The following is an 11,967-nucleotide window of genomic DNA, read 5'->3' as shown; positions in this document are numbered from 1 at the left end:
AAACTACGGCTCTATCGTCGCCCCGGTCAGCCCTGCGTTACCTTGCAGGGCTGTTATTCTCTTCCGCCGTAATGACCCTGTACAGCTCCTGAAGCGCCTCCTCATAGCGCTCCGTGCCAACCGCTGCGCAGGACAGGAGAATCCTTGGAAGTCCTTTTTCCTTCCCTGCCTCCGGCGCCACGGCGCGGACGGCGATTCCGGCCTGAGCAGCCTTTTGGGCTATCTGTTCCGATGTAAGCTCCGTGCGCAGTTCCGCCAGAACCAGAAATCCCGCTTCGCCCAGGTGAGGAATTGCCCTGCTGCCGAATATCCTTCCGATATCTTCACAGAGCTTTTTCGCCTTTGCCGTATATAATTTCCTGGTTTTCCGAATCTGGCTCTCCAGATGGCCGTCCCTGATAAACTGGCAGAGCGCTATCTGTTCCGCCTTGGACGCCGTCTGGTTGTAATAGCGCCCCCGCTCCTTATAAAGCTTTAAAAGCTCCGGCGGCAGCACCATGAAGCTCATTCGGATGGACGGGAGGAGCAGCTTTGAAAACGTTCCCAGATACACGACGCTGCGTCCGCCCGACAGCCCCTGAAGGGACGGGGTGGGTCTGTTGTAATACCTGAATTCACTGTTATAGTCGTCCTCTATTATCAGGATATCCCGCTCAAATGCCTCTTTTATAAGCTCCATGCGCTCCGAGATATGCATCACCCCGCCCCAGACCGTCATCTGGGACGGCGTGAGGTAACAGATGCTGCCCGGCTCGGCCCCGCCGTTTTCTTGGGCGGTTCTGATATCCCGGGTCCTGAATTCAAAGTCCTCAAAGATGGTGCGTCCCTGCCTGAACCCCGGATTGTAGAAATAGGCCGTCCTTCTGTCCTTCACCATAGGGCAGAGAATGTGGAGCAGGCTCTGGACACCGGCTCCCACCACAATGTGATCAGGTGTACAGATGACATTGCGGTGGCGTCCCAGATAACTGCAGATAGCTTCCCTAAGCTCCAGTTCTCCCTGAGGCTCGCCGTACGACAAAAGCCGCTCGTCCTGCCTCAGAGAGCTCTTAATATACCGCCGCCACAGATCGAACTGGAAACTGTCCCGATCCACATTGGAGGATGCAAAATCATACCGTATCTCAGGCCCTTCCTTCTTTACGCTGCCGCTCTCCCACTCTTTTCCCCGATCCGAATTAAGCAGTTCGGTCACGTAATACCCGCTCTGCGGCCGTGATATGATATATCCTTCCGCGGCTAACATCATATAGGCCGTTTCGACCGTGGTCCTGGAAAGCTGAAGCTGCATCGAACATTTCCGGATGGAGGGAAGTTTGGAACCAGGCTCCATTTTACCCGAGCAGATTAACTCCCTATAATAATTGTAAACTCTCAGATAGCGGCTCTGGCCCGGATCGTTCAAGTCGAGTTTCATGTTTCCTCCTATTTTATACTTCCTTCCCGGCCTTCTTCCTGCGCTCCGCCAGTTCTTTCATCTCTCTCGCATTCTGCCGTACGGCCTCGGTGATCTCGGCCCCTCCGAGAAGTCTGGCCAGCTCCTCCGTCATCTGTTCGCGGTTCAGCGGCCGGATCGTGGTCGTCGTCCTTCCCTCTTCCACCGCTTTTCTGATTTCAAAATGGCTGTCCGCCATGGCGGCAATCTGAGGAAGGTGCGTGATGCAGATAACCTGGTGGCTCTTCGCGATGACTCCCAGCTTCTCCGATACCATCTGCGCCGTCCGTCCGCTGATGCCGGCGTCGATCTCGTCGAATATCAGGGTTGGGATATCATCCGTCTCTGCCAGAACCGTCTTCACGGCCAGCATGATACGGGAAAGTTCACCGCCGGAAGCAACCATGCCGAGAGGCCTCACCGGTTCACCGGGGTTTGTGGAAATCATAAATTCCGCCTCATCGTATCCGGCCGCCGTATAGTGGCCCAGCTTCCTGAATTCCATCGCAAACTTCACATCCAGGAAATTCAGTTCTTTTAAGCCGTCCTCAATCTTCTCCGTAAGTTCCGCGGCAATTTTCCGTCTCAGCTTCGACAGATTGGCGGACATCTTCTCCAGTTCCTTCTCTGTCTCTTTTAGAGCCTTCTCCGTTTGCACGCGGAGCAGGTCGTAATGTTCCAATTCTTCCAGCCGTTTTCTTTTCTCTTCCAGGCTCTTTAACACGTCCTCGATGGTTTTCCCGTATTTATTTTCCAGGTTCCGTATCAGATCCAGGCGTTCTTCCACCTCTCTGAACGCCTCGCCGTCAAATGTCATCTCCTCCATATGGGCGGAAATTTCCCTTGACAGATCGCTGAGCAGCGAATCCACATCGTAGAGCTGGTCACGGATACTGCGGATACCCTCATCGTACTGAAGGGCGTCCTCCACGGCCCTGAGCGCCTTTGACACGCCGTCCGCGCTTACCGCCTCATGGGCCATAGCCAAGCTCTCCGTAATCTTCCTGGCGTTGGCAAAACGGCGGTACACAGACTGGCATTCCTCCTCTTCCCCGGGCTTTAGCGCCGCATTCTCGATCTCATCGATCTCAAAACGGCAGAAATCCATCTCCCGCAGCCTCTGTTCCTGATCCAGGTTCATGGATTCCAGCTTTTTCTTAAGCTCTATGTACTCACGGTATTTTTCCGCTATATTCTGTTTTAAACCGGCTGCCCGGGATTTTCCGTATTCGTCGAGTATTTCCAGATGTCTGGCGTGATAGAGCAGAGACTGATGCTCATGCTGTCCGTGGATATCAATCAGCAGGCCGGTTATCTCCCTCAGCCGGGCCGAGGTTACCGTCTCGCCGTTGATCTTGCTGATGCTTCTGGCCGGCATGATCTTCTTAGAAATGATAATAAGACTGTCGTCGTCCGGAATTACGTCCAGACGCTCAAGTTCCTTCCGTTTTTTTTCATTGGTCACGGAAAAGACCAGTTCCACGTAGGCGCTGTCGCAGCCCTGGCGTATCAAATCCCTGGACGCTTTTGCCCCCAGAGCTATATTGACCGAGCCTATGATTACAGATTTGCCGGCTCCCGTTTCGCCGGTCAGTATATTGAGCCCGTCATCGAATTCCACCTCGGCGGAATCGATGAGGGCCAGATTTTTAACATGCAGATGAAACAGCATCCTATCACCCCTTATCCGTTACAGTTCAGCCTACGGCCAAACTGCAACAAAATCATGCACAGAAACGGTAAAAAACACCGTTTCGCGCCGCATAACTCGGGATTTTCACAAAAAATACGAAAACCCCCCGCGGAATACAACTTTGCCGAACTATAACTCTTATCCTGCTATGAGCTTCTTGATCTTATCCATCAGTACGATTGTGTCATCCACGGTCCTTACGGCGCACATCACAGTGTCGTCTCCCGCGATACAGCCCACAATCTCGCCGAAATGCAGGGAATCGAGGGCCGCGCCCACGGCCATAGCCATGCCGGATACCGTTTTGATTACAAGTATGTTCTGAGCCATATCCATGGAAAGAAAGCTGTCATGGAGAATTCTGATGTATTTATCGTTAAACGCTGTCTGCGGATGAAATACCGCGTATTTCTGGCGGCCGTTCTCCGTCTGGATCTTGGACAGCTTGAGTTCCCTGATATCCCTGGACACGGTGGCCTGAGTCACGTTATATCCCTCTTTGTTGAGGTACTCGGCCAGCTCTTCCTGGGTCTCTATCTCATACTTGCCAATTAATTCTACAATTTTGCTGTGACGTTCCAATTTCATTATACTATCCTCCGCTCTCCTGTCTCCGTATATCTGCATCTATACCCGATGCGCCCGAATTTTTGCACTTCCTGCGGCCGCTCCTATATCTGCCTCATCTTACATCTGATGTTTTCGAGAAATGAAACCTGCTTCAGCTGGATCAGCGTGGTGGTGATCTCCGAACGCTCCACCTCGATCCGATCTCCTTTCCGAAGCTCCACAACCGTATCCCCGTCAAAGCTCAAAAACTGCTCCACTTCCTCCCTGCCGGACACTTTCATCATAATCCGGCTCTCCGGGGAAATGACAATACTCCTGGAATTGAGGGTATGGGGACAGATGGGCGTCATGATAATCATGCTGGACTCCGGCGCCGCAATGGGGCCTCCGGCCGACAGATTGTAAGCCGTAGAACCGGTCGGGGTCGCCACGATCATTCCGTCGGCGGAATACTGGTTAAACAGTTCCCCGTTGACGTAGAGATCGAACTTCAGCGTGTAAAGCCCCGTCCTGCTCAGAATAATGTCGTTGAGGGCGATATCCTGCGCCACCGTGGCGCCTTCTGAAACTACCCGCCCCTCCAGCATCATCCTCTTTTCCAGCCGGTAGTGATCCGCCATCAGCTCTTTCAGCGCAGGGACGATATCTTCCTCCCTGCTTATCTGTGTCAGATAACCGAGATGGCCCATATTGACGCCGAACAGCGGTAAATCCCGCCCGGCGAGATCTCTGGCCGCCTGTATCAGCGTACCGTCGCCGCCCAGCACGATCACACACTCCGTCTCCTGCGGAACCTGCTTTCTGTCAGTATAGCGGTACTCCGAAGATCCCGGATTCTCACTGTCCCATCTGAGACACTCACAGCCATGGCTGTTTAAATACTCCGAGATTACCTCCGCTCCCTTTTCCGCGTTCTCCTTCTCCTTATTCACAATCAGATAAAAATGTTTCATCCTGTGTTCTCCCGGCATTATGCCATCCGATGTTTTGAATATCCCGCAGCCATCCAGGCTGTCTCTTTGAGGCGTTACAGGCCGTTATGCCTGCTTGTCGAGCTGTTTGTGGGCTTCCTCCACAATCTGCTCCGGGTTTACCGCCACATTTTCATAACGTTCCCCCTCCGCGTGATTCTTCAGGTGAAGCAGGTACTCAATATTTCCTTCCGGCCCCTTGATAGGGGAGAATTCCAGGTTCAGCACTTCAAAGCCTGTCTCCACGGCAAAACTGATTACCATGTTGATTACTTCAAGATGGGTCTTCTTATCCCTGACAACGCCCTTCTTTCCCACTTTCTCCCTGCCGGCCTCAAACTGGGGTTTGATCAGGCATACAATCTGCCCATCCTCCGCCATCAGGTTTTTAACCGGCCCCAACACCTTAGTCAGGGAAATAAAAGAGACGTCTACGGATACAAACTCTATTTTATCACCGATATCCTCCGGTACCACATAGCGGATATTCGTTTTTTCCATGCATACGACCCTCGGGTCGTTTCTCAGTTTCCAGGCAAGCTGTCCATGGCCCACATCCACCGAATACACCTTGACGGCGCCGTTCTGCAGCATACAGTCGGTAAAACCTCCCGTGGACGCCCCCACATCCATGCAGACTTTACCCTCCAGCGTCGCTCCGAAGTGGGTCATGGCCTTTTCAAGCTTCAGGCCTCCGCGGCTCACATATTTGAGCGTGGAACCTCTTACTTCTATTTTGGCCGTCTCCTCAAAGGAGGTTCCCGCCTTGTCTTCCTTCTGGTCATCCACATAGACAATCCCGGACATGATGATTGCCTTTGCCTTCTCCCTAGACTCGGCCAGGCCTTTTTTTACCAGAAGTACATCTAAACGTTCTTTCATCTGTTTTCCTCCGAATCAGGAAATTCGCTCTTCAGTTCTTTTTTCAGTTTCTCCAGTATGGAATCGCTGTCGATTCCCAGATCGCTTCTTAACTTGGAGACATTACCGTGCTCCACATAGGCATCCGGCAGCGCGATATTGACCACCTTGATGGCAGGATAATGCTTCTGCACATAGTCGGTGATACGCTCCCCGTATCCGCCTCGCAGCACATTCTCTTCCAGTGTGATGATGCATCTGTGGTTTTTCGCAAGATGGTCCACCACATCCGTGTCTGCCGGCTTGATAAAACGGCCGTTCACTAAGGTGCAGGAATGTCCCATCTCTTTTAATTTGTTCCGTATATGCTCCGCCGTGCTGACCATGCTGCCCACGGCCAGAAGGGCGATGGAGTCTTCCTCAAAGAGGATTTCACTCTTCTTATATTCTACCGGAGCCAGGAATTCCTTGAGTCCTCTGTATGCCTGGCCTCTCGGATAGCGGATGGCCATCGGGCCGTCGTAATCCACTGCAAAATGAAGCATCTCGCGAAGCTCCCAGAGGTTTTTCGGCGCCATAACGCTCATATTGGGAATGGAAGACAGATATGTCAGATCAAAAATTCCCTGGTGCGTCTCCCCATCACTTCCCACAAGGCCCGCCCGATCGACGCAGAACAGCACCGGCAGGTTCTGGATACAGACGTCATGGACAATCTGGTCATAAGCTCTCTGAAGGAAGGAGGAATAGACCACAACCACAGGTTTTAACCCGGCCGCGGCCATTCCGGCGGCCGAAGTCACCGCGTGTTCCTCGGCGATCCCAACATCGAAAAAGCGCTGCGGATACATCCTGGAAAAACGCTTCAGTCCCGTCCCGTCCGGCATAGCTGCGGTAACAGCAACCAGTTTTTCATTCGTCTCGGCTATCTTGCAGATTTCCTTGGAAAACACATCGGTGTAGGACGGATACATTTTTTTCCCAATCGGTTTTCCTGTCTCAATATCGAACGGTTCCACGCCGTGGAAAGCTGATGGATTTCTCTCAGCCGGGGTATAGCCTTTTCCTTTTCTGGTCATCACATGGATCAGGACGGCGTGGTTGATTTTCTTTGCCTCCCTGAAAATCTTTGCCAGCCCTTTCACATCATGGCCGTCGACCGGTCCCAGATAGGTAATTCCCATATTTTCAAACCACATGCCCGGTACCAGGAACTGCTTGATGCTGTTCTTGGTCCGCAGCAGCGTGTCCACCAGATCATTGCCGATCATCGGAACTTTGGCGAGCGTGCCTGCCACATTCTTTTTCAGCATGTTATAACCCTCGTCTGCCCGGAGGTTGCTTAAATACCTGGACATTCCTCCCACATTCTCGGAGATGGACATCTTGTTGTCGTTCAGTACAATGATAAAGTTCTTCTTCAGGCGGGCCGCGTTATTTAACGCCTCATAGGCCATTCCGCCGGTCAGGGCGCCGTCGCCTATCACGGAAATAATCGAATAATCCTCCCCCAGCACATCACGTCCCTGGGCCATACCGAGCCCGGCGGAGATGGAGGTGGAACTGTGTCCCGTGTCAAAAGCGTCAAAAGGGCTTTCCTTGCGTTTAGGGAAACCGCTTAAGCCTCCGTACTGACGCAGGCCGTCAAAGTTGTCTTTCCTGCCGCTCAAAATCTTATGGGTATAGGACTGATGTCCCACATCCCATATAATCTTGTCCTTGGGAAGGTCAAAAGCCAGATACAGGGCGATGGTAAGTTCCACAACTCCCAGGTTGGAAGCCAGATGGCCGCCCGTATGGCTGATTTTCTCTATTAAAAATGTGCGGATTTCCTCCGCCAGTTCTCTTAATTCCGTCTCATTAAGCTTTTTTACATCATCGGGTCCATTAATTTTATCTAAAATCATGGTTTCTTCCTTATTATTTGTTGCTTATTTTTCTCTGCTCACCAGTACTTTAATCAGGTCCTCCAGAAAATCATTCCTTCCGGGGAGGGAATAGAGGATATCGACTGCCGTCTCCGAAAGTTTTTCAACATCGCGTCTGGCCTTCTCAATGCCCTCCAGGCTCACATAAGTTGTCTTGTTATTCTTCTCGTCACTTAAGACAGGTTTTCCAAGTATCTCCTGGCTGCTGGTGACATCCAGAATATCGTCCTGAATCTGGAACGCCAGGCCGATGGCTGCCGCCATCCGCTCCACCGTCTCACATTCTTCATCCGATGCGCCGCCCATCACCGCGCCGATAACCATAGCCGCCTCCAAGAGAGCGCCCGTCTTCAGGCGGTAAATAAAGTCCAGCTTGTCCTTCGGGATCAGCTTGTCCGTCAGTTCAACGTCCACCGTCTGGCCGCCGATCATGCCGTAGATTCCCGTCTTCTCCGCCAGAATCCTGATGCATTTGCCCACCCGATCGGCGTTCGGCGTCATAGCAAACGCTTTGGCCGCCGTCTCGATCGCATAAATCAGCAGGGCATCCCCTGCCAGGACCGCCATATCATATCCGTAAACCACCCAGGTGGTCTTCTTGCCCCTTCGGTACTCATCGTTATCCATGCAGGGAAGATCGTCATGAATCAGGGACGACGTGTGTATCATCTCGATTGCCGCCATAAACGGCTCAATCTCACTGCCCTGGCCGCCGAAAAGGCGGTAAACCTCCCTCATTAAAAGCGGACGCAGACGCTTTCCTCCGGCCTTGACGCTGTAGTTCATCGCCTCGAAAATCGTCTTCTGGTGTCCCTCCTCTGCAGGCAGATAGGAATAAACCACCTTTTCCACTTCATCCGTATATTGTAAAAGCTGCTCGTTCATCACTGTCTCACATCCTCCGAATTATTGCCGTTAAGCACCAGAATCTGCTTCTCCACTTTGTCTATCTTGCCGCTGCAGGTCTGCACCAGCTTCATGCCGGCCTCATAGTATTTAAAAGAATCCTCCAGGGAAACCTCCCCGTCCTCCAGATTCCTGATAATCCCGTCCAGCTCGGAAAAGATCTCTTCGATAGAGATGTCTTCTTTTGCTGCAGCCTCTTTCTTATTTTCGTTTATCTCCATATTGTTTCACCACATCTCATTTCTTCTCTGTCTTCAGCACTTCTGCTTCAATTTTTCCGTCCAAAACGCGTATCAGAAGATGCTCGCCCGCTTTCACCGAGGACGCCGATTCGATGCGCTTTCCGTTCTCATCGGTCAGGAAACCAAATCCTTTACTGATCTTCTCAAGCGGGGATAGAGCATGAAGACGGCCGCCAAGAAGCGCCATCCTGTGCTTCCGGTCCGTCAGTTTCTGCATGAGCAGCCGCTCCATCCGCTCTCCGGCATCGGCTAGTCTCTGACGTTTCTCGTTGAGCTGCCGTTCCGGGTTATAGAGCCTTAAACGCAGACGGTACTGCTCCAGCTTATAAGCCGCCATGTCTTTTCTTCCCGACAGTGCACGGTACAGTTTCTGCCTGGCATCCCTGAGCTGTCCTTCAAAGAGTGAATAGTCAAATACGGCCAGCTCTGCCGCCGCCGACGGCGTGGGTGCTCTCAAATCCGCTACATAATCCGCTATCGTAACATCCGTCTCATGGCCCACGGCAGAGATCACCGGCGTCTTGCAGGCAAAAATCGCCCGAGCTACAATCTCTTCATTAAATGCCCAGAGATCTTCGATGGAGCCGCCGCCGCGTCCCACGATCAGCACGTCCGGCTTCATCGCATCCAGTGTCTCGATTCCCCTGGCTATACTGGCAGCCGCGCCTTCTCCCTGGACCTGGGCCGGGCAGAGGATAAGCTGCACGTAGGGATTACGCCTTGCCGCGATATTCATGATATCCCGGATAGCCGCTCCGGTGCTGGCCGTCACGATTCCCACCTTCATTGCATACTTCGGAATGGGACTCTTGTATTCGGGCGCAAACATGCCCATCTCTTCCAGCTCATTTCTAAGCCGTTCGAAGCGCTTAAACAAATCTCCCGCCCCATCCAGGGTAATCTCCGCGGCGTAAAGCTGATAGCGGCCGTCCCTTTCGTACACTTCAATGCTTCCCTTAACAACGACCTGCTGGCCTTCCTCCATCTTGAAGTTAAGCCCGCGTCTCTTCCCGGCAAACATGACCGCCTGGATTGCTCCGAGGCCGTCCTTCAGCGTGAAATAAATATGTCCCGATGAATGGTATTTGCAGTTGGACACCTCGCCCTTGACTGAAATCCGGTTCAGGGCATAGTCCTGGGCAAACATATTCTTAATATAGGCATTGACCTGCGATACGGAATAAACACTTGCCATTCTCTACACCAGCTTTGCTAAAATACCGTTTACAAACGACGGCGAATCGTCCCCGCCGAATTTCTTCGCCAGTTCCACCGCCTCATTGATAGCTACCTTCTCGGGCACGTCCTCGTCAAACTGGATTTCAAAAAGCGCCAGGCGAAGTATCGTCAGCTCCACCTTACCCATCCTCTTTGTCGTCCATCCTTTGGCAATCTCGTTAATCTGGCTGTCCAAATCAGGAATTTTCTCGATGATACGCTCCACCTTATTCTTCACATATCCGCCGTCAAACACATCCAGGGCCGGGCTGTGAAGAATCTCACTCTCGCCGTCCGGGGCTGAAACCTCCTCCATCGGCTCCGTAAAATATTCTTCCACCTGCTCTTTTGTCTCGTCAGCCGGATAAAAGTCAGCGCAGAACAACAGTTTAAAACAATGCTCCCGCAATTCTCTTCTGGTCATATCATGTCCTCCTGATTCTATCTACTTATCCTTTGTATCCGTCACCGCGGGCAGTGAAAAGAGCGGAAAATCCGGTTCTTTTCCCGATGGCTTTGAAAAATCCGGTCGGTGTGCTGTCACTCTTCCGGTGCTGTCCCTGTGATGGCGGTGTACGGTTTTACCGTAAAAAATCGGATAATATTCTAATTTACCATTATAACTTAAGATAGGAAATTTCACAAGGGGAAGGAAAAAACTAATTTAGTTGGGGAATGAGAACGCCGCCGGGACGGTCGGGGGGCGGGATGGTGGGAGGGGGGTGTGAGTCTTCAGTCCCGGTATTGTGGGTTGTCGCGGGTGGGGAATCCGGGCAGAAAAAGTTCCTGCGGGAAACGCTTGCGCTCGTTGGAGTACATAACGGTCACTAACCTCGAAAAGACCTCGGTAAGTGCCGATGAACTCCCAGGTTCCCTCCGGAATCTTTTTCTCCCTCCTCCCCCACAGGCAGGTTATGGCCCGGGACTGAAGACTCATACACACCCTCCCACCACCCCGTCCGCCATCTTACAGAGGCGTCCTCGCATCCCAATTAAAATCCCTTTTTAACAGTGTACCCGCTTTTTCCCATTTTTTTCTTTTTCTGCTTGTATTTCCACAAATTTATTGTTATTCTGGTTATGTTTGGACAGAAATAGAAAGAGGTAACGAAAGTGAATACAGAAACAACGAATGATATCAATAAATCAAAGACAGCGCGGGGAGTTTTCTTCACCCTGGCCGGCGGTACGATGTGGGGGTTTTCCGGCACCTGCGGCCAGTATCTTTTTACATATAAAAATCTGGACTCCGCCTGGGTCACGGTTACGCGGATGCTGTGTGCGGGCGTCATCCTTCTGGTGCTGGGTTTTGTGAGACAGCGCAGGGAAATGGTGCTGATTATGAAGGATAAAAAGGACAGGAGACAGCTTTTTATTTTCTCTATTTTCGGACTGATGTTCTGCCAGTACAGTTATATGACGGCTATCTCCCACTCCAATGCAGGAACCGCCACGGTTCTTCAGTATTTAGGGCCTGTGCTGATTATGATTGTATCATGTTTTATCGCAAAGAAGCTGCCCAGCGGCAGGGAAGTCTTTGCTATTATCCTGGCTGTGGCCGGAACGTTTCTCCTGGCAACCCACGGAAATATCCATTCCCTGGTGATTTCAAACCTGGGACTGGCCTGGGGTCTTCTCTCAGCGGTGGCTCTGATGAGTTATACGATGCTGCCCGAAAAGATAATCGGACGGTGGGGAAGCACCATTGTCACCGGGTACGGCATGCTGATAGGAGGCATTTTCCTGTTCTTCGTCACGCGGTACTGGACCGTGCATGTGACCTTTGATCTGGGAACAATCCTCGGACTGGCGGCTATTGTGCTGATAGGAACTGCACTTTCCTTCACTCTGTACCTTCAGGGCGTAAGCGATATCGGCTCCGTCAAAGCCAGTATGCTCGCCTGCATTGAGCCCGTCTCCGCGACGGTCATATCCGCGCTGTGGCTGGGAACCGCCTTTACCTTTATGGATTTTCTGGGTCTGGCGGCTATTATCACCACCGTTCTTCTGCTGACGCAGAAAAGAGGGAAAGAGAGAGTTTCTTAATGTAAAATTTTCTTTAATGAAGTGAGAATTTAACTTAGAGATAAAAATCCCGGATGCACAGGCGTTATAACCTGCGCATCCGGGATTTTTATTATAG

General features: G+C 51.8%; 11 protein-coding genes. 1 reads left to right on the top strand and 10 read right to left on the bottom strand.

All coding sequences use genetic code 11. From position 1 onward, the window contains the following. Positions 1-37: 37 nt before the first annotated feature. The 10 genes from pdxR to nusB form a co-directional block, all read right to left on the bottom strand. Positions 38-1,417 (bottom strand): MocR-like pyridoxine biosynthesis transcription factor PdxR, encoded by a 1,380-nt coding sequence (gene pdxR / locus EJL91_RS17715; RefSeq protein ID WP_125143316.1) that lies wholly within the window; start codon positions 1,415-1,417, stop codon positions 38-40. Between the two features lie 13 nt (positions 1,418-1,430). Further along, on the bottom strand, positions 1,431-3,107 hold the full coding sequence (gene recN / locus EJL91_RS17710; RefSeq protein ID WP_125143315.1) for a DNA repair protein RecN: 1,677 nt from the start codon (positions 3,105-3,107) through the stop codon (positions 1,431-1,433). 159 nt (positions 3,108-3,266) lie between these two features. Then, on the bottom strand, positions 3,267-3,716 hold the full coding sequence (gene argR / locus EJL91_RS17705) for an arginine repressor (protein ID WP_003499940.1): 450 nt from the start codon (positions 3,714-3,716) through the stop codon (positions 3,267-3,269). Positions 3,717-3,799: 83 nt separating this feature from the next. Next, positions 3,800-4,651 carry an NAD(+)/NADH kinase gene (locus EJL91_RS17700; RefSeq protein WP_125143314.1) on the bottom strand — a complete coding sequence of 284 codons (852 nt, stop codon included), beginning with the start codon at positions 4,649-4,651 and terminating at the stop codon, positions 3,800-3,802. Between the two features lie 84 nt (positions 4,652-4,735). After that, a complete protein-coding gene (locus EJL91_RS17695; RefSeq protein ID WP_125143313.1) occupies positions 4,736-5,551 on the bottom strand; it encodes a TlyA family RNA methyltransferase in 816 nt (271 codons plus the stop codon). Then, positions 5,548-7,437: a 1-deoxy-D-xylulose-5-phosphate synthase gene (gene dxs / locus EJL91_RS17690; protein ID WP_125143312.1), complete on the bottom strand. Its 1,890-nt coding sequence runs from the start codon at positions 7,435-7,437 to the stop codon at positions 5,548-5,550. The genes EJL91_RS17695 and dxs overlap by 4 nt, the downstream gene beginning before the upstream one ends. A 24-nt stretch (positions 7,438-7,461) precedes the next feature. Beyond that, on the bottom strand, positions 7,462-8,346 hold the full coding sequence (locus EJL91_RS17685; protein WP_125143311.1) for a polyprenyl synthetase family protein: 885 nt from the start codon (positions 8,344-8,346) through the stop codon (positions 7,462-7,464). After that, entirely contained in the window at positions 8,343-8,585 is a 243-nt protein-coding gene (xseB, locus tag EJL91_RS17680) for an exodeoxyribonuclease VII small subunit (protein ID WP_125143310.1), read from the bottom strand. The genes EJL91_RS17685 and xseB overlap by 4 nt, the downstream gene beginning before the upstream one ends. A gap of 16 nt (positions 8,586-8,601) precedes the next feature. After that, on the bottom strand, positions 8,602-9,801 hold the full coding sequence (xseA, locus tag EJL91_RS17675; RefSeq protein WP_125143309.1) for an exodeoxyribonuclease VII large subunit: 1,200 nt from the start codon (positions 9,799-9,801) through the stop codon (positions 8,602-8,604). Positions 9,802-9,804: 3 nt separating this feature from the next. After that, positions 9,805-10,248, bottom strand: a complete 444-nt coding sequence (gene nusB / locus EJL91_RS17670; protein ID WP_125143308.1) for a transcription antitermination factor NusB — start codon at positions 10,246-10,248, stop codon at positions 9,805-9,807. A 689-nt stretch (positions 10,249-10,937) separates the two neighbouring features. On the opposite strand from nusB, the gene EJL91_RS17665 reads away from it, so the two are divergent. Beyond that, positions 10,938-11,870, top strand: a complete 933-nt coding sequence (locus tag EJL91_RS17665; RefSeq protein WP_125143307.1) for a DMT family transporter — start codon at positions 10,938-10,940, stop codon at positions 11,868-11,870. Positions 11,871-11,967 lie beyond the last annotated feature (97 nt).

Source organism: Clostridium transplantifaecale, from assembly GCF_900626075.1.
In the GTDB taxonomy this organism is placed as follows: domain Bacteria; phylum Bacillota; class Clostridia; order Lachnospirales; family Lachnospiraceae; genus Otoolea; species Otoolea transplantifaecalis.
This window is presented reverse-complemented; position numbering and strand designations above follow the sequence as displayed.

What these genes read in the sequence shown, in the direction of transcription:
- pdxR (WP_125143316.1), bottom strand. Translation starts at nt 1,417, where the DNA reads ATGAAACTCGACTTGAACGATCCGGGCCAGAGCCGCTATCTGAGAGTT.
- recN (WP_125143315.1), bottom strand. Translation starts at nt 3,107, where the DNA reads ATGCTGTTTCATCTGCATGTTAAAAATCTGGCCCTCATCGATTCCGCC.
- argR (WP_003499940.1), bottom strand. Translation starts at nt 3,716, where the DNA reads ATGAAATTGGAACGTCACAGCAAAATTGTAGAATTAATTGGCAAGTAT.
- EJL91_RS17700 (WP_125143314.1), bottom strand. Translation starts at nt 4,651, where the DNA reads ATGAAACATTTTTATCTGATTGTGAATAAGGAGAAGGAGAACGCGGAA.
- EJL91_RS17695 (WP_125143313.1), bottom strand. Translation starts at nt 5,551, where the DNA reads ATGAAAGAACGTTTAGATGTACTTCTGGTAAAAAAAGGCCTGGCCGAG.
- dxs (WP_125143312.1), bottom strand. Translation starts at nt 7,437, where the DNA reads ATGATTTTAGATAAAATTAATGGACCCGATGATGTAAAAAAGCTTAAT.
- xseB (WP_125143310.1), bottom strand. Translation starts at nt 8,585, where the DNA reads ATGGAGATAAACGAAAATAAGAAAGAGGCTGCAGCAAAAGAAGACATC.
- xseA (WP_125143309.1), bottom strand. Translation starts at nt 9,801, where the DNA reads ATGGCAAGTGTTTATTCCGTATCGCAGGTCAATGCCTATATTAAGAAT.
- nusB (WP_125143308.1), bottom strand. Translation starts at nt 10,248, where the DNA reads ATGACCAGAAGAGAATTGCGGGAGCATTGTTTTAAACTGTTGTTCTGC.